The 18,408-nt window shown below is 57.6% G+C and carries 14 protein-coding genes; 9 read left to right on the plus strand and 5 right to left on the minus strand.

The genetic code is table 11. The features are described from left to right. Positions 1-423: 423 nt before the first annotated feature. Positions 424-1,350, plus strand: coding sequence for a sugar ABC transporter substrate-binding protein (locus AC1RO5_RS01830; protein WP_493172217.1), 927 nt, complete (start codon positions 424-426; stop codon positions 1,348-1,350). 256 nt (positions 1,351-1,606) lie between these two features. Here AC1RO5_RS01830 and AC1RO5_RS01835 read toward each other — a convergent pair whose 3' ends face one another. The 4 genes from AC1RO5_RS01835 to AC1RO5_RS01850 are packed head-to-tail and all read right to left on the minus strand — an operon-like array spanning position 1,607 to position 8,107. Continuing rightward, a complete protein-coding gene (locus tag AC1RO5_RS01835) occupies positions 1,607-2,305 on the minus strand; it encodes a pentapeptide repeat-containing protein (RefSeq protein WP_493172219.1) in 699 nt (232 codons plus the stop codon). A gap of 32 nt (positions 2,306-2,337) precedes the next feature. Then, a complete protein-coding gene (locus AC1RO5_RS01840) occupies positions 2,338-3,777 on the minus strand; it encodes an efflux transporter outer membrane subunit (protein ID WP_493172221.1) in 1,440 nt (479 codons plus the stop codon). Positions 3,778-3,781: 4 nt separating this feature from the next. Beyond that, positions 3,782-6,928 carry a multidrug efflux RND transporter permease subunit gene (locus AC1RO5_RS01845; protein WP_493172223.1) on the minus strand — a complete coding sequence of 1,049 codons (3,147 nt, stop codon included), beginning with the start codon at positions 6,926-6,928 and terminating at the stop codon, positions 3,782-3,784. A 24-nt stretch (positions 6,929-6,952) separates the two neighbouring features. Continuing rightward, positions 6,953-8,107, minus strand: coding sequence for an efflux RND transporter periplasmic adaptor subunit (locus tag AC1RO5_RS01850; RefSeq protein ID WP_493172225.1), 1,155 nt, complete (start codon positions 8,105-8,107; stop codon positions 6,953-6,955). A gap of 178 nt (positions 8,108-8,285) precedes the next feature. Between AC1RO5_RS01850 and AC1RO5_RS01855 the strand changes: the two genes are divergently transcribed. From AC1RO5_RS01855 to AC1RO5_RS01885, 7 genes are all read left to right on the plus strand, one after another. Continuing rightward, the gene (locus tag AC1RO5_RS01855; RefSeq protein ID WP_493172227.1) at positions 8,286-8,840 is read left to right on the plus strand and encodes a TetR/AcrR family transcriptional regulator; all 555 of its coding nucleotides are present in this window, start codon (positions 8,286-8,288) and stop codon (positions 8,838-8,840) included. Positions 8,841-9,525: 685 nt separating this feature from the next. Further along, positions 9,526-9,804 carry a YciI family protein gene (locus AC1RO5_RS01860; RefSeq protein ID WP_493172229.1) on the plus strand — a complete coding sequence of 93 codons (279 nt, stop codon included), beginning with the start codon at positions 9,526-9,528 and terminating at the stop codon, positions 9,802-9,804. A gap of 84 nt (positions 9,805-9,888) precedes the next feature. Continuing rightward, positions 9,889-11,202: an NtaA/DmoA family FMN-dependent monooxygenase gene (locus AC1RO5_RS01865; protein WP_493172231.1), complete on the plus strand. Its 1,314-nt coding sequence runs from the start codon at positions 9,889-9,891 to the stop codon at positions 11,200-11,202. A gap of 8 nt (positions 11,203-11,210) precedes the next feature. Further along, entirely contained in the window at positions 11,211-13,181 is a 1,971-nt protein-coding gene (locus tag AC1RO5_RS01870; RefSeq protein WP_493172233.1) for a primary-amine oxidase, read from the plus strand. A gap of 129 nt (positions 13,182-13,310) precedes the next feature. After that, entirely contained in the window at positions 13,311-13,814 is a 504-nt protein-coding gene (locus AC1RO5_RS01875; RefSeq protein WP_493172235.1) for a flavin reductase family protein, read from the plus strand. Positions 13,815-13,834: 20 nt separating this feature from the next. After that, on the plus strand, positions 13,835-14,377 hold the full coding sequence (locus AC1RO5_RS01880; RefSeq protein ID WP_493172238.1) for a hypothetical protein: 543 nt from the start codon (positions 13,835-13,837) through the stop codon (positions 14,375-14,377). Positions 14,378-14,417: 40 nt separating this feature from the next. Further along, entirely contained in the window at positions 14,418-15,857 is a 1,440-nt protein-coding gene (locus AC1RO5_RS01885; protein ID WP_493172240.1) for an MFS transporter, read from the plus strand. 30 nt (positions 15,858-15,887) lie between these two features. Here AC1RO5_RS01885 and AC1RO5_RS01890 read toward each other — a convergent pair whose 3' ends face one another. Next, positions 15,888-16,457 (minus strand): TetR/AcrR family transcriptional regulator, encoded by a 570-nt coding sequence (locus tag AC1RO5_RS01890; protein ID WP_493172242.1) that lies wholly within the window; start codon positions 16,455-16,457, stop codon positions 15,888-15,890. Positions 16,458-16,888: 431 nt separating this feature from the next. On the opposite strand from AC1RO5_RS01890, the gene AC1RO5_RS01895 reads away from it, so the two are divergent. Then, positions 16,889-18,229, plus strand: coding sequence for a hypothetical protein (locus AC1RO5_RS01895; RefSeq protein WP_493172244.1), 1,341 nt, complete (start codon positions 16,889-16,891; stop codon positions 18,227-18,229). Positions 18,230-18,408 lie beyond the last annotated feature (179 nt).

An 18,408-nucleotide genomic window follows, 5' to 3' on the forward strand; every position in this document is an offset into this window, starting at 1 on the left:
TTTCTAGCGGTGATGTGATCCCTCGTCCAGGCAAACGCCTGGAATCACCCTGCTTGCGGAGAATAAAAAGATGCCCGAACCAAGCGCGACCTTTGCCCGTGCCTCCCGGCCTGCACCCGTGACTATCGCCGGACCGGCCTCGAGGCTGCCCATGCAATGGAAATTTGCCCAGCATTGACCTTGGCTGGCGCCTTTTCTGGGTGGGTGGCGCTATGGGGTCAAGGGTTGGCTTAACCGGTCGGACACCTCGGCCAGCTTTTCTTTTACCTGTGAGCTGGGGCCACCGCCTTATGCCGTGACGGACGCCGATGGCCTGGAGATCAGTCACCGCTGGGACGAGGCGTTGCTCGAAGCCGGACTCTTTATTGACCGCTGATGTTTTTGATGATGCACCCATACCTACAATAAAAAGGAGTTTTAAACATGCATATCAAATCTCGTGTGTTGGCTTTTTCGATGTTGTTGTTGGTGAGTTCCACTGTGTTGGCTGAACTTAGGATCGGTGTCAGTATGCCGACGTTTGATGATACTTACCTTACCGCCTTGCGAAACTATTTAAGCCATCGGGCAGAAAAAGAAGGTGTTGATCTTCAGTTTGAAGATGCACGCAATGACGTGGTCAAACAGTTAAACCAGGTTCAGAGCTACATTAGCCAGAAAGTCGATGCGATCATCGTCAACCCGGTGGATACCGGTGCAACCGATGCTATTACTGAATCGGCCGTCAAAGCAGGAATTCCGCTGGTTTACCTTAACCGGAGACCCGATAAGCCTCAGTTGCCTGGCGGTGTAGCAGCTGTGACTTCTGATGATAAGGAGTCCGGGAGAATGCAAGCGCAATTCTTGGCTGAGAAGCTGGAGGGCAAAGGTCGAGTGGCCATTTTGTTGGGGGACTTGGCCAATAATGCGACGCACAGTCGTACGACGGGTTTCAAGGAGGTTCTGGCCAAGTATCCGAATATCAATATAGTTGAGGAGCAGAGTGGCTCCTGGCTCCGTGAAAAAGGTATGGATATCACGAATAACTGGTTGGTGGCCGGTAAAAAAATTGACGCGATTCTATCCAATAACGATGAAATGGCGATTGGCGCGGCTATGGCACTACGTCAATCAGGCGTAAATGAAGTTCTTGTTGGAGGGGTTGATGGTACTTCCGACGGGTTGGCCGCGATTCAACGAGGCCTTATGACGGTATCCGTATTCCAGGATGCTAGAGGTCAATCAGAAGGTGCTCTGGAGGTCGCCATAAAAATGATTGATAAAAAAACAGTTGAGCAGAGTTTGTTCGTTCCCTATCGCCTTATTACACCCGAGAATGTTGAGGAGTTTCAAAGGCTAACTAATAAGTAGTATTGTCCAAATACTGGGTAGGGTTTTTGACGGTCTTGGAGTGCAAGGTTGTTGGCATCGCGCAGGCTGGATGTCCAGCGGTATTCTGTGTTTGTTGCCGAAGTGCTTGAAGACCTTGGACACCAAACCCCCGGTCTGGTAGGTGATCTGTTTTATAGTGTTTTGGAAACCCTGACGCTCGAACAATTCGATCGCCGCCTGACTGTGGGTTGCCAGCGGCTCAACTCCTATGAGCAATGTAAATGACAGAGCCGCGCTACAACACTGTCAGGCCTAACCCTGATAGCAGCATCGCCGCCTGGCTTTTGGAGATAATCGCACCCTTGAACATCTTCGCATCGACAAGACGCAGTCCATGCAGACTCGCCTCCCGCAAATCAGCCTGGTCGAAACGAGCATTATTGACCCGGGCTAACGACAAGCTTCCGCCCTCAAGAAAGACGGCATGACGAAAGTCGCAGTAACTCAGATCGGCGTCGGCAAAGTCGAGGCCTCGCAGCTGCGATTTGTAGAATGAAAGGCCGGACAGGCAGGCACTGCGCAGCACGCAGTCGGAGAAACTTAAACCCAGGGTTGAGGTGTCAATGAAATTGGCGCCCGTCAGCTTGCAGCCGTCAAAGGAGGCGTGAGCCAGCTTGCTGTGCTGCCACTGGGTATTGTTCAGGTCGGAGCTGACGAACTTGGCATCGACCAATGTTGCCGAGCGAAAAATCGCGTGTGCTGCTCGGCAATTCAGCCACTCGGTGCTATCGAGCTTTGCCGCGGTCAGATTGCTGCCTGCGAAGAGGCAGCGCTCGAAGTGTGCGCCTTGCAGATTGACCCGCGACAGATCCTGTCCGCTGAAGTCGACGCCGGTGAACCAGAGGGGCGAGGACTGCCCCTGGATCAACTCCGCTAGAGAAGCCGCATCAAGTTCGCCGGGACCGATCTTCAGATAATCACTTTCAGAGTGCATTGACCCTCCTGGGGGGCGATAAGTGGCTGGGCTCAATCATTGCGATTTTCGGCTGCATCAACACGCCATCCACCGCCCAGGCTTTTGAACAGGCTGGTCAGTGCGATCTGCCGTTCGGTGCTGACCTGGATCAGCGTGGATTGATCGCTGAAGGCACTGCGCTGGGCATCCAGGTAGCGCAGATGGGTATCCACTCCCCCTTCGTAGCGGGCCTTGGCGAGTTTCAGTGCCTCTTGGCTGGAATCGGCCAGTGCCTGGCGGGCGACTTCCTCGCGGCGCAGCGTGTCGGTGGCGGCGAGGCTGTCGGCGACCTCGCGGAAAGCGTTCTGGATAGTGCCTTCGTAGTTGGCCACTGCCGAATCCTTGCGCACCTTGGCCAGGTCCAGACCGGCGCGGTTACGCCCGCCGGCGAAGATCGGCAGTGACAGGCTCGGGGCAAAGGTCCAGGCATTCGAGCCGCCGTCGAACAGGCCGGACAACTCCTTGCTGGAACTACCAAACGAGCCGGTCAGTGACAGGCGCGGGAAGAACGCCGCCCTGGCGGCACCGATGTCGGCATTGCGTGCCTTGAGTCGGTGTTCGCTGGCGAGGATATCCGGACGCCGTTCGATCAGCGTCGACGAGGTGCCGGGTTCGATGTCCTGCACCACCAACAGCTCATCCTGCGGTCTGGCGGGCAGGTAACTCGCTGCATCCTGGGTCCCGATCAACAGTTGCAGGGCATGCCCGGCCTGGCGCAGCTGTCGATCGGTGCTCTCCAGTTCGGCCCGGGCCTGTTCGGTCAGCCCCAGGGCCTCTTGATAATCCAGTGCAGTGGCGGTACCGGCCTTGCGTCGCTGGGTCACCAGTTCCAGCGAGGCCATGCGCGTCTCCAGGGTCTGTCGGGTAAGTGCCAGGCGCCGTTGTGCGCCGTCACGGGTCAAGTAGGCCTGGGTGACTTCGGCCACCAGGGCGATCTGTGTGCCGCGGGTTGCTTCTGCAGTCGCCAGGTACTGTTCCAGCGCCGCGTCGGATAGGTTGCGCACTCGACCGAACAGATCGAGCTCGAACTCGCTCAGCCCAAGGCCGACCTGATAGGTGCTGTTGACCTGCGGGTTGCCGGTGGTGGAAAGGTCACCGGGCAGGCGCTGGCGATTGCCGCTGGCGGTGGCGTTGAGCGACGGTACGCGGTCGGCGCGCTGGATCCGGTACTGGGCGCGCGCCGCGTCGATGTCCAGCAGCGCCTGGCGCAGACTGCGGTTATTGTCCAGGGCGGCCGCCACCAGCCGGCGCAGCTGTGGGTCGATAATAAAGGCTTGCCAGTTCAAGGCATCGGCATCGACGACGGCGGTGCCGGGTTTTTGCTGTGACGCGTCGCTCCATTGCATAGCCACCGGCGATGCGGGCCGATGGTAGTCGGGGGCCAGCGAGCAGCCCCCCAGCACGACACTCAGTGTCGCTACGGTGGACCAGCGGAAGTTATTCGACGGCATTGGGTTACTCCGTGGTCCGGGCTGGGGCCTGGGTTTCGTCAGGGGTCGATGGGTGAGGTTGACGCTTGAGCCAAGACAGCACCCAGACGAAGAACACCGGGACAAAAATCACCCCCAGCAAGGTGGCGCTGAGCATGCCGCCAATCACCCCGGTGCCGATGGCCCGCTGGCTGGCAGCGCCGGCTCCGGTGGCCAGCGTCAGAGGAACGACGCCGAGGATAAAGGCCATGGAGGTCATCACGATGGGGCGAAAACGCAGGCGCGCGGCCTGAATAGCCGCCTCGCGTACGGGCACGCCTTGTTCCCACAGTTCTTTGGCGAACTCGACGATCAGGATTGCGTTTTTCGCCGCCAGGCCGATGATGGTGATCAGGCCGACCTTGAAGTAGACGTCGTTGGGCATGCCAGCGGAGGTAACCGCCAACACGGCCCCCAAAGCACCTACCGGTACGATCAGCATCACCGTCAACGGGATGGCCCAGCTCTCATAGAGCGCGACCAGCAACAGAAACACCACTAGAAAGGCCAAGGCAAAGACCGTCAAGGCCTGGCCGCTGGCGACTTTCTCCTGATAGGACAGGCCGGTCCATTCGTAACCTATGCCGGGTGGAAGTTCGGCGGCCAGGCGTTCCAGTTCGGCCATGGCTTCGCCGGTGCTGACCCCGGGTGCCGCATCCCCGGCGATTTTGATGGCCGGGTAGCCGTTGTAGCGGGCGATCTGCACCGCGCCGTCCTCCCAGCGGGTAGAAACAAACGCGCTCAGCGGAACCAAGGCATTGCTGTCGTTGGGGACATACAGCTTGAGCACGCTTTCGGGTGTCATGCGGGCGGCCTGTTCGGCTTGCACCACCACGCGTTGCAGGCGGCCGGCATTCGCGAAGTCATTGATCACCGTGGAGCCGAACGCCGTTGACAGAGCGTTGTTGATCGAATCGAAACTCACCCCTAGCGCTCGGGCCTTCTCCCGATCGATATCCAGGCGCAACTGCGGTGCTTCAGCCAGGCCTTCCATAATCGTGTAGAGAATCTTCGGATTGCCGTTGGCCTTGCCCAGCAACTGGTCACGCGCTGCCAACAGGGCTTCTCGGCCGAGTCCGGCGCGATCCTGCAGGCGCAGGGCGAATCCGCCGGAAGTGCCCATGCCCTCAATCGGCGGCGGGCTCACAGCCATGACGGTGCCGTCATTCAGGCTGGCAAACTGCTGGTTGAAGGCTGCTGCCTCATCCGCTGCTGACTGCCCCTTGCCGCGTTCCGACCAATCTTTCAACGTCGGGAAGGCGATGCCGGCGTTTTCGCCCTGACCGGAAAAGCTGAAACCCAGCAACATGGTCATCGAGGCTGTGGTGTCCCGGGACATCATGTAGCGTTCCAGTTCTCGGGCCGTCTGGTCAGTGCGGTTACGGGTGGCCCCAGGAGGGAGCTGGACATCGATAATCAGGTAGCCCTGGTCCTCCACCGGGACGAAAGACTCGGGCAGGCGCAGGTAGAAAAAGCCCAGTAGGGCGACGATGCCCGCATAGATCAACATGTAGCGCCCGGTCCGTTTGACCAGTTGGGTATTGAGGCGCTCATAGCGCTGCGTGAGGCGGTTGAAACCCCGGTTGAACGCGCCGAAGAAACCGCGTTTTTCGTGATGCCCGGCGGGGACGGGTTTGAGCAGGGTGGCGCACAGCGCCGGGGTGAAGGTGAGGGCCAGAAAACCCGAAAACAGAATGGACACCGCCAGCGACAATGAAAACTGCTGGTAGATCACCCCCACCGAACCGGACATGAAGGCCAGCGGCAAGAACACCGCCGACAGGACCAGGGTGATGCCGATGATTGCGCCCGACACCTGGCCCATCGCCTTGACCGTCGCCGCAGCGGGGCTGAGTCCTTCCTCGGCCATGATGCGCTCGACGTTTTCCACCACCACGATGGCGTCGTCCACCAGGATGCCGATGGCCAGCACCATGCCGAACATGGTCATCATGTTCACCGAGAAACCCAGCAAGTACATGAAGGTCAGCGTGCCCAGCAGACAGACCGGCACCACGATGCCGGGGATCAGCGTGTAGCGGATGTTCTGCAGAAACAGGAACATCACCAGGAACACCAGGACCATGGCTTCGATTAGGGTGTAGATCACTTTGTCGATGGCTACGTCGACAAAGCGCGAGGTGTCGTAGGGAACGGAGAACTCGGCATCGCTGGGCAGATTGACTGAGAGTTCGTTCAGGCGTTGCTTGACCGCCGCCACCGTTGCAATGGCATTGGCGCCGGGGGCGAGTTGCACCGCGGCGGCAACGGCGGGCTTGCCGTTGAGGCGCGACTCGAAGTTGTAGCTTTGACTGCCCACGGCGATGCGTGCCACATCGGCCAAGCGCACAGTCGAGCCGTCCTGTTTGGCGCGCAGGACGATGCGGCCGAACTCCTCCGGGTTGTCCAGCGTACCCTTGACCGCCAGGGTCGCGGTCAGCTCCTGTTGCGACGAGCCGGGGGTGCTGCCGAAACTGCCGGCCGGTACCTGGACGTTCTGCGTACGGATTGCCGCATTCACATCGTCGATGGACAGCCCATAACCGATCAACTTCTGCGGATCGATCCAGACCCGCATGGCGGCTTCTGCCGCGAAAAACTGCAGCCGGCCGACACCTTTGACGCGACTGATTTCATTGTTGACGTTGCGCGCGGCGTAGTCGGCGAGAGCGACGGTGTCTTTGCCGGCGCTGTCGCCTTTGTAGCTCAGGGTGTAAATCATCAGGAAGCCGGAACTGGCTTGCTCGACCTGCAGACCCAGATCGAGCACGGCTTTGGGCAGACGGGCCTCGGCTTTCTTGATCCGGTTCTGGACATCGACCTGGGCCAGCGGTGGGCTGGTCCCGGGTTCGAAGGTTACGACGATCTCGCCGGTACCGTTGGAGTTGCTGGTGGACTCGTAATAGAGCAGGCCCTTGGCGCCATTGAGTTCTTCCTCGATGACGCTGGTGACCGAATCCACCAAGACTTTCGCCGAGGCGCCCGGGTAGTTGGCGGTAATGGTGATCTGCGGTGGCGCGACGACCGGGTACTGGGCCACCGGAAGCAACGGGATGACCAGCAGACCGGCGAGCATGATGAACAACGCGACGACCCAGGCAAAATTCGGGCGTCGGATAAAAAACTGAGACATGTCGTTTCCTTGAGCGCTACGCCCTTACTGGACCTTGGCCTGCTGGGTAGTCAGCGATTTGGCAATGACTTTGTCGCCAGGATTGATGCCGTTCATTGCGCCGGTGACGATCTGGTCACCCACGACCAGTCCCTTGGTGATCTGCCAGCGGGAGCCCTGCATGGCGCCGGTGTTCACCGGTTTGGCTTCGATTGTCTGGTCCTGGCCGATGACCAGCACTCGTGCCTGACCATCGGCAGAGCGCTGCACGGCGCGTTGCGGTATCAGAATGGCGGCTTTGTCCAGGCCTTGTGGTGCACTGACGCGCACGTACATGCCCGGCAGCAGCGTCGTTCCCGGGTTGGCGAAGCGCCCGCGCAGGGAGATCTGGCCGGTGGTGCGGTCCACGGCGACATCGGAGAACAACAGTTCGCCCTGGCTCTGGTGCTCTGAGCCTTCGACACTCAGGGTCAGCGGGGTTTCAGCGTTGCCGGTAAGGCGCCCCTGTTCGATGGCGGCGCGCATACGTAATGCATCGGCCGCGGGTTGGGTGAAGTCGACGTAGATCGGGTTCAGTTGCTGGATGCGCGCCATCATGGTTGCGTCGCCTTGACCGACCAATGCTCCCTCGGTGACCAGGGCTCGGCCGATGCGTCCGGCGATAGGGGCTTTGACCGTGGAGTAGCCGAGGTTCAGCCTGGCTGTCTCGATATCGGCCTGGGCCGAGCGCTTGGCTGCCAGAGCGCTTTGCAGGGCCGCTTTGGCGGTATCGAAGTCCTGCTGACTTACGGCCTCGATCTTGACCAGCGGTTCATAACGCTTGACGGTCGTCTGAGCCTGGAACAGCGCAGCATCGGTCTTGGCCAGCTCGCCCTGAGCCCGCGAGAGCGCAGCCTTGAACGGCGCCGGGTCGATCTGAAACAGCAGATCGCCGGCTTTGACATCCGCGCCTTCCTCGAAATGCCGAGCCAGCACGATGCCCGCTACCCGTGCGCGCACTTCAGCCACGCGCACCGGCTCTACACGCCCCGGTAGTTGTGCGATCAGGGTCAGTGGTTCGCTGCTGACTGTCATCGCTTCGACTTCACGCGGCCCCCCGGGTCCGCCCCAACCCTGCGGCGGCTTTTCACAACCTGCCAGGCTCAATGCGGCCAATAAAGGGAGTACCGGAACCACTTGCCATCTGCGCGACGTACTCATCTTTCACCTGGGCCACGCCCATTAGCTGCTAAAGATGCGAATGATTGTTTATTTTCTCAAATGAGTCAATGTTGACTCATAAGGTGCTTTTGTGAGCAACTTAGCCATAGCACTTGAGAAGATGAGCCATTTCTGCACAATGGCTCGCACGTCATTCTGATAATCGAAGAAACGCCTAATGGATTTATCTGCAGCGAACGAGAAACTGTTGAAGGCCCTGGCCATTGCCATGGTCGATCACCCGGCAGGGACGTTCAAAGACATCGCCGAAGCCGCAGGGGTGAGCAAGGCCACGTTGAATCGCTTCTGTGGCACACGTAACAACCTCATTGAGATGCTGTTCAATTACGGCTCTGTCGTGATCAATCAGGTCATGGATAACGCGAACCTGCAGGAGGCACCGCCGCTTGAGGCCCTCCAGCGCCTGATCGAAAATCATTTGACCCACCGTGAACTTCTGGCTTTCCTGGCCTTCCAGTGGAAGCCTGACTCGCTGGATGAACGCGCAGGCGGCAGTCGCTGGCAGCCTTATTCGGACGCTCTAGACGATTTTTTTCTGCGTGGTCAGCACGAAGGGGTGTTTCGCATCGACATCAGTGCCCAGATGCTGACAGAGATGTTTGCCTCGATCATTTACGGATTTGTCGACGCAGAACGGCGTGGGCGGGTTGCCCGGGTGGGTATGGTGACGCAGGTCATGCAGTTTTTTCTGAAGGGCGCTATCACCCGTTAAAATCTGCGCTTTGAAGCCGACGCTGTGGCTCCGATGATTGCGGGGAAGGGCGCTTGCGTCAGAATAACGAGCAACCTCGGTCCTGGGCGGTTGCAACGGCTGCGCTGACAGCGCTGCCTTCTCTACGAGGCCATGTCGGACGGCGAGCAAGATGAGAGCGTGGTGTAGAAAACGGCCACGTCAGTATCCCACCATATTCTTCAGTTCAATGACCGCCCTCACGCCATGAGCCTCGCATTCTCCAGCAGCGGGCAATTTTCCTGTTCGATTACGACTCGGAGTCGGCGTGCACTCGTTGCGGCTTATCACCTGGTCTACCCAAAAAAACATTCCAGTGTCCACGGCGTCCGCCGATTCCTCGCCTAGATGGAGGCGGAGCTAGAGCATGAGTTTGATTACTGGATCTGCTCATTGATCGCACACGTTCCGCGCAACCCTAGTGCCGCAATAGCGGCTATCTGAATCATCCGCTCATGTGCACCCGCGGTGCGCCGCCGGCACGACACTGGTGCAAGACAAGCGCCTATGGACGCTTCGCACACTGGGCATCCAACCTAACCCTTTGATTCAAAATGCATACCTGAGCTTGGCATGGGGAATGCATTAAAAACATTGCATTTGAAATGTTTTAATCTGCTTATGTACAAAAACATCAACACATCTCACCCAAAAGAAGGAAGTTAACGTGGCTAATTCCCGCTTTGTGCTGTTCTACACCCCGGACCTGAGCGCCATGGGCAAGGCTCAGGAAGTATTCCCGCAGCACGTCGAGCACTTCGGTAAATATCACGCGCAAGGCACGTTGTTGAGCTTTGGCGCATTCGCGAACCTGATGGAAGATGGCTCAATGGGTGTGTTTACCACCCAGGAAGCCGCCGAGGAGTTCGTCAAGAACGATCCGTTTGTGACCGCCGGTATCGTCAAGAGCCACAAGATTCTCGAATGGAATCCGGCCGTCGTCTGAAGTTGTGACTACTCCTCACTGCGGCGTGCTAACCAGCCGCAGTGAGGGCATGAAATTCAAAAGACTAATTTGAGTGAATACTCGATGGCACACCAAAAATTCAATCTTGGTTTCTTCGCCTCTTTTGGACCTCCTGCTTGGCAGGCTGATGATGACAGGCTCAATGGTGAAGACTGGTGGACAGGACGCTTTTTCATCGATTTGGCACAGCAGCTCGAACAGGCGAAGTTCGACTTCCTGTTCTTTGAGGATACCTCGACTGTATCCAGTGCCGTGGGCGGCAAAATGGACGCTGACCTGCGCTTCAATATCTATTCTCCCAAGCACGACCCGATGGCGTTGCTGCCAGTGCTAGCCAGCCACACCGACCGCATTGGCCTGATAGCTACGGCGTCGACCACGTTTTACCCACCGTTCATCCTGGCCCGCCAACTGTCCACGGTTGACAGCCTGTCGAGTGGTCGTATCGGTTGGAATGTTGTCACGTCTACCGAGACAACGGCGGCCCAGAACTTCGGCATGGAAGACTTGCCGCTGCACTCTGTGCGCTACGACATGGCAGATGAGTATCTGACCCTGACCAAGAAGCTCTGGGCTGCTTGGGAGCCGGATGCACTGGTCAAGGATCTCGCGGCAAACACCTATGTGGACCCCACCAAGGTACGCGAAGTCAATCACAAGGGTGAGTACTACAAGGTTCGCGGGCCGCTGAATGTGTTGCCGTCCCCGCAAGGTCATCCGCTGATCGTTCAGGCAGGTTCCTCGCCTCGCGGCAGGGACTTTGCTGCCAAACATGCGGAGGTGATCTTCGCGCCGACAGAAGGCGGTATCGAAGGAATGCGTGCCTATCGCGATGATATCCGCGCGCGGGCGACTAAATTCGGCCGTGCCCCAAACGCCATCAAGATCATCTATGCGGCCTTTCTGATCATCTTGCCCGACGATTTCGACCCTGCTCAGCCGCCGGTATTCAGCGAGGCACAGGTGGACTACGCACTGGCGTGGTGCTCGGCGACTTTCAACCTCGATCTAAGTCAGTTTCCTCTGGATGAACCCCTGCCCACCGACCTTCCGCCTTCGGGGCATACGGGTCTGTTCGAAGACATGCTGCAGATGAGTCGCGAGGGCAAGACCTTGCGCGAGAGCGTCATGGAAATTCGCATGGGCGCCGGTGGTGGGGGCTTCATGGGTACTCCGGAGCAGATCGCCGAGCAAATGATCGAGCAAATGGATGCGGTCGGTGGCGATGGTTTCATGATCATCTCCTCCAACATCCTGACGAAAGCTTACCTGGATAGCGTGTTGCAGCGCCTGGTTCCTGCCTTGCGGGGCGCTGGTGCAATTCGTACCGAGTACGTCGGCAAAACGCTGCGTGAAAATATCAGAACCATTCGATAGGTGTTGCCATGAATCAGTCAGTAACCCACCCAGTCAGTCACCCGCTTGACGCTATCACTGCCGAAGAAATCCTGCGTTTTCGAGATATCCTGCAAGATGAAGGACTGGTTGGCGAGTCCAGCCGTCTGGGCTATGTGATGCTGCGCGAGCCGCACAAAGGGGAGGTGTTGTCGTACCAGCCCGGCGATGATTTCACTCGGGAGATCTCTGCCGTCATCTACGATCTCGAACGTCATACCATCGATCACGTCAGCGTTGATGTGCGCAAGAATGTGCTCGTCGAGCTCCGCTCTATCGACGCCGTCGCAGAGGGCACGGCACCTTTCCTGTTCGAGGAGATGATGGGGGCGATCGAAATAGTGATGGGCGAACCGGAATTTCATAAGGCCATGGACGCCCGCGGCGTCACGGATATGGAGCGTGTACGCTGCATGCCTCTATCAGGAGGCCGTTTCGGTTACGAAAACGAGGTCGGAATCCGCGTCATCCGCTTGACCCCCTATCTGGCCAGCGGGCCGGAGTTCGGCACCCTGGCCGGTTGCTGGGGACACCCGATCGAGGGTATTCGGGTCGATATCGACGCCACTAACAAGCGAGTCCTGCGGATCATCGACACGGGGATCCACCCTATCCCTGCCGAGTCTGGCGACATTCATTCGCCTGAGGTGCTGGGGCCACCGCGTTCCGGGCTCAAGCCGATTTTTATCACCCAGCCGGAAGGGGTCAGCTTCACCGTCGAGGGTAATGAGCTGTCCTGGCAGAACTGGAATTTTCGCATCGGCTACAACGCTCGTGAAGGCCTCACTATCCACCAAGTGTCGTTCACAGACAAAGGCAAGAAACGCCCTATTCTGTATCGCGCTTCGATGGCCGAGATGGTGGTCAACTATGGCGATACCAGCGCCACCAAGAACTGGATCAACTACTTCGATGCCGGTGAATATCAGTTCGGGCGGTTCGCCAACTCGCTGAAGTTGGGTTGCGATTGCCTGGGTGAAATCGTCTACAAGGACATTACCTTTGCAGATGACTATGGCAATCCGGTTGTAGTTCCAAACGGTATCTGCATCCATGAAGAGGACTATGGGGTGTTGTGGAAACACACCGATCCTTTCGACCCGCAGAATTCCGAAGTGCGTCGTCAGCGCCGCCTGGTCGTGTCCTGCTTCCTCACGGCCGGCAACTATGACTACGGCTTCTATTGGCATTTCTATCTGGACGGCAAAGTCGAACTGGAAGTCAAGGCCAACGGCCTGGTCGTGACCGCTGGCTCACGGGAGCAGGATGAGCATCCTTCCTGCAAAATTGCCCCGGATCTGGGCGGCACAGCGCACCAGCACCTTTTCTGCCTGCGCCTGGACACCGAGGTGGATGGCACGCTCAACCATGTCGATGAATGCGAGGCTCTTAACATTATCGATGACCAGTCCCAGCCCATCTGGGGTGGCGCGTTCAAACAGGTGGTCACCCGCCTCAAGACCGAAGGTCAGGCGCAACGCCTGACCGCACCGGACAAGGGGCGTATCTGGAAAATTTCCAGCGGCAGCGCCACCAACCGCAATGGCCAGGCGCCGGCTTACGTGATCCATTCGCAGGCAAGCCCGCTGTTGTTGGCGCACCCTGATGCAATGATCAGTAAACGCGCCAAGTTTGCGACCAAGAGCTTGTGGGTCACTAAGTATCGTCGCGACGAAAACTGGCCAGCGGGTTATATGGTCAATCAAAGTTCTGGCGATGATGGCCTGGCGAAGTATGCGGCGAAGAACGAGTCGATCGACGATGAAGATATCGTGGTATGGCACACCTTCGGCTTGACGCACTTTCCGCGTTCCGAAGACTGGCCGATCATGCCCGTCGACTACGCCAGTGTGACGCTCGCGCCGTCGGGTTTCTTCGAGCGCAACCCGACGCTGGACGTACCGCCGACGGCTGGCGGCAGCTGCAAGGTTGATGCGGGCGGGTGCAGCCACAACGAGTAATCTGCGCCGTTACAACAGGTACAACAACATACTTTCAATCTGATGATGCCGGGCTCGGAGTTTCCATGCTCGCCGGTACGGCTGCGCCGAGCCCGCACATTGATAAATATATAATTGCAGGGGTTAGTTATGAATACTCCAATTGCCGAGTTGGACTCACTTGCATTGCGTAAAGCCTTTTCCTATTACCCGACCGGGTTGGCTGCTTTGGCGGCCGATATAGGCGGGGAGCGTCATGTATTGTTGGTTGCCAGTTTTACCGTCGGTATTTCCCTGGCACCGCCGTTGGTATCGTTCGCGGTGCAGAAGACCTCGAGCACTTGGCCATTGCTCAAGCACGCTACCGCCATCGGTGTCTCGATATTGTCTGCCGCCCAGGAAACCGCTTGCCGGCAATTGGGTGGCAAGGATAAAGCCCAGCGCTGGAACGAGATTGACACGTGCACCAGTGCAAACGGGGCCATCTTTCTGGTCGACTCAGTGCTGTCGCTGGAATGCAGTGTGCAGGCAGCGTATCCGGCCGGCGATCACGACATCGTTCTGCTGCAGATTGAAAGCCACCACGGCTGCACAGACCTGGAACCGCTGATCTTCCACAAGTCCACGTATCGCACTCTGGACGCCGGGCGATGAGCATGGGGGTGTGTATCGCGATGATCGTCACCATGGTGCTCGCCACTCTGTGCGCGCACGTCAGCCGGCGCGTGACCGCCGCCAGCGTCGTATGCTCGCTGGTGATGGCGCTGGGGATGATCGACGTCTGCTTTACCCATGTGCTTCCTCCCTTGTATGTCACTGCCTTGGTGGTGATGGCGTCTGTCTGGGAATGCGCGAAAAGCCAAGGCTCGCAATGGTCGTTGCGCACGTACCGGTTGATAAGCGCGGCTCTCATGGGGCTGATGATCCTCACGATGCATGACGGGCTCGCCGATTCCGCATCGCCCATGACCATGAGCGCGCACGCTCATCACAACACAGCGCATGAAGGCCAAGTCCATCACGACGCCCAGCCTGCGTCAACGCAGCCATCGCCGACGCCTGAAGGGCTGCTGGGAGGCCTTATGCTGTTGCTGGGCGTGGGGCTCAGCATCCATGCCTGGAGTGATCGGGGCCAGCAACGTAGTTGCGGTGCGAGTCGTGTGTCGGCGCTAGAGCCTTCGTTCATCGGGCTATCGCTGTGCCTCATGGTGGTCTGAGGCGCGATCACAAGGTTTCACTCGCAAAGGGGAGAGGGGCATGGCAAGTGCAACGCAATGGGCGCAGGTGCAGCCCCGCTACAAATACCGTTGGCTGGTGTTCATGGTCATGCTTGCTGGCGAAATCATGGATGTGCTGGATGCTTCAATCCTGAATGTGGCCGGCCCGGCCCTGGAGCGTGCGTTCGACGCGACCGCGAGCCAATTGCAGTGGGTCATCGGCATCTATTCACTGGGGATGGGCGCGACACTGATTGTCGGTGGCTGCCTGGGTGACGTGTTCGGCCGGCGCCGGATGCTGCTTATCGCGTTGTGGTCCTTTGCTCTGACATCCTTGGTTTGCGCGGCAGCGGTCAACATCGAGATGCTGATCGTCGGCCGGCTGCTCCAGGGCATCTGCGGCGCGTTGTTGCTGCCGCAAGGTTTTGCGCTGCTCAAGCATGTGTTCAATCGGGACGAGCTACTCAAGGCGCTGGCCATTTTCGCGCCGATATTGGGCGCCTCGGCAGTAGCTGGGCCGGTGCTCGGCGGGCTGTTGATCAACGCTGACGTGTTCGGACTGGGCTGGCGCGCCGCGATAGGTATCAATGTGCCAATTGCCCTTGTGATGCTCATGGTCGCCTACTGCTGCGTGCCGCAAACGCCCAGGCTGTATGCCCCTCGCGACGTCGATACGCTGGGCGCCGTGTGTGTGGCCGTCGCCTGTGCTGCCCTGGTGTTCCCGTTGGTCGAGGAGCAACAGGCGGCGTGGCCATTGTGGAAAACCCTGTCGCTGGTCGTTTGCGCGGTAGCCTTCATGCTGTTTTACCGCCAGCAACGGCTGCGCTCGGCAAAGACACTGCGCCCGTTGATACCGGCGTCACTGCTGGCCAACCGGAAAGTCAGCGCCGGTATGGTGTGCCTGGCGCTGTTTTTCTCGATGTTCATCGGCTTGCAGCTAGTGTTTACCTTGTTCCTGCAATTTGGCAACGGTTATAGCGCGGTATCTGCGGGCATGGCCGCCTTGCCGCTGACGGCGGGGACTTTTGTCGGTGCGGCGTTATCCGGCGGGGGCCTGCTCAAGCACATGGGGCGCAGTATTCTGCAGTTGGGCGCGATCATTCAGGTGGTCACCGCGCTCGGCTTGTGGCTGTGGCTGGACAATGACCCAGGAGCGCTGAGTACGCTGGTCTATGTGCTGTTCTTCAGCGGCTTGGGCGGTGGGCTGATCATTTCGTCCATCATCAGCGTAGTGATCAGCGCCGCGAATGCCGAAGAGATCGGCGCCTGCTCCGGTTTGCTCGCTTCGGTACAGGCGATTTCGGCGGTGATCGGCATCGCCCTGTGCGTCAGCCTGTTCCTGCCCGCACTTGATGCGGGCAGGCCGAATAGCGGTTTTCAAGCCAATCTGCTCGCCCAGGCGTTGGTCATGCTGTGCTTCTGTGCATTCACTTTCGCGCTGCCTAAGCACGCCACGGATGAAACCAACGGTGAACGTTGAAGCGAGAAACGTGCAAGCAGAGATTGGCCGCTAAGGAATACGCGCATAAGCGGAGATGATCCGCTTAAGCGTCTGGAATTGGTCCTTGGTGGTCGGCACCTGATCCGCTCCCAGCATAACGGCTTGAAAAACGATGCCATCGACCGCGGCGGAAATGAAATCGATCAGATGGTCATCGTGCTCGATCCGCATCACTTCCAGCAGCGAGCGAATAATCTCCCCATAGGCGGCCTGGTGCTTGGCGACCAGAAGCGAGAGGTTCTCCCTGATACGAGCGGCGGCGAAGATTTGAACCTGGAAGTTCTGATGATCAAATTCCTCACTGAGTAGATTTTGGATAACGTCAATAAAGTCGTCGAGGTCGCGTATATCTGCGGAACTTGCCTGGGATCGTTCAATGCAGTAGGTCAACGAGGCTTCGATGACTTCATCGATGGATTTGAAGTGGTGTTGCAGCGAGCCGCTAGTGATGCCCGCTGCGGCGGCAAGACCTCGGTAGGTCAGACTGGAAAGACCATTTTTTGCTACCAACGAAATAGCGGCATTTATCAACGCTTGGCGACCCTCGCCATAAGCGGGTTTGACAGATCTTTTAGTCATCGTGATCTCTATCTTGAAGGGTGATACCAATCGCTGCGAAATGCCGGCCGTCAAACAGAGGTTGCAACTGAATGTATTATAGCGCAGCAGCCGACAACGTGACCAGTGACGGCTGTTTATCGACTCGGCACAAAGTAATTGCAGAAGACTCCAGTGCTAGCCCCTGATGTTAAGAGTATTGGGAAGTGTACCGTAATTGGGCATGAAGGCCCCTGTCGCACGATCGAAGTGCAACAGAATTCTTCATGAATTTTTAGCTTTAGCGCTCAGGCTGTAGCGCGCAGATAATGTGTTGAAATGCTGAAACTTTTACTGTTTTTGATTTTTTAGTTCTGCTGGTGAGGATGTTTAAGTTTGGCACGGTATGTGCCTAATAAACATCACAGTCGAAATGTTTTGTTATAGGTGTCTATTAATAATTAGGTGTTTTAATGAAAAGTCGATCACCCAAATATGCCTTGTTAGGAGCTGCTCTGGCTGCATGTCAAGTGCAGGCGGCAATACCGTTATACAGTTCGTCAGACGCCCATGTTTCTTTTAGTCTGGAAGCGATGATGGGGGCAATGCACAGTCAGAAAAGCTACATTCACGGCGGCGAAGCAAAATCTTATTTCTGGCAAGAAGGTTACTTTAAACCGGGCTTTACCTTTGATTATGTCCTGGCTGATGCCGGCCAAATATACGGTGGCCTGTCCTATGTATCCTCGGCGACTAGGGGAGATGGTGACCCGTCTGGCGGATCTGATGGTTCCGAGGGTACCACCAAACTTGAGGATGCTTTCCTGGGGTGGCGGTCCGGGGGAATATTTTCGGTACTCGGCGATAACGGAATCGATGTCTCGTTTGGCCGGCAACACTTCATGCTGGGCAGCGGATTTCTGGTGACCGCCAATGGGCCCAATCTGGGTAATTCCACTTATGGCAGGGGATACAATACGGGAGGGGCGTATTACCTGGGTGCCCGCCGTTCCTTCGAGGACGTTGCCGTCATCAAGCTGGGCGGCACCAATGGCTGGCATGGAACGCTGGCATCGTTCAAGTCCGACCTCTACGCGCAAGCCAAGTCCGAGTTCAAGGCGGCAACGCTGGCCTACACGGCAAAGCCTGGTACCTTGGAACTGACCGTGCTGCATAACAGTGATGTCGATAGTCGCCTGGCAGAACGCATGTTCGATATGACCGGTTCGACCACGTTGACCGATCGCAAAGGCATGAATGTCTACAGTCTCAATGGAGCGGGTAGTGCCGGGTTGGACGATGCGCACTTTGCCTTTGAGTACGCCGCCGAGGACCGTAAGCAGGGTGGTAACGAGAATGCCTGGTATATCAAGGGCGGTTACACGTTCAGTTCGCTGCTCTATACCCCCTCGTTAAGTTATCGCTACGCCCGTTATTCGGGACATTGGGACCCACTGTTCAATGCATTCACCGAGTATGGCAGTTGGTTTCAGGGTGAAGTCGCAGGCAATTATGCGGGGCCGTTCAATTCGAATGCTCAGGTGCACACCCTGCAGTTAACTATGCGTCCGTCGGAATCGCTGACCCTTGGTGTCATTTACTATAATTTGAAGTCGCTGAATACCGATGGGCAGGCCGATCTGAGTGGTCGAGAACTTGATGTCTACGCACAGTGGATGGTGACGCCACATATAATGATTTCACCCTTGTTAGGCCTCTATAAACCTAAGTTCAGCAGTGATGAGGGAGGCTCGCAACTAGGCTCAAACGAAAAAAACCTATATTCGCAATTGGTGGTCGGTTTCTTCTTTTAATACCGCTCGTTAACATTGTCTAATTTGGCAGTGCTCAGTCGAGATCAGCATGAATAACGTCCGTCACTCGCCTGCCGAAGGTGGGGAAGAAGCCGTTCGCTCTGAACAAGGTTTTTGGTTTACCTAGGCGTGATTGTTTGTTATTTGTTTTTTATCTTATGGCTATTGTGTAATCGTCG

The organism is Pseudomonas sp. GW822-FHT02G04, from assembly GCF_058802085.1.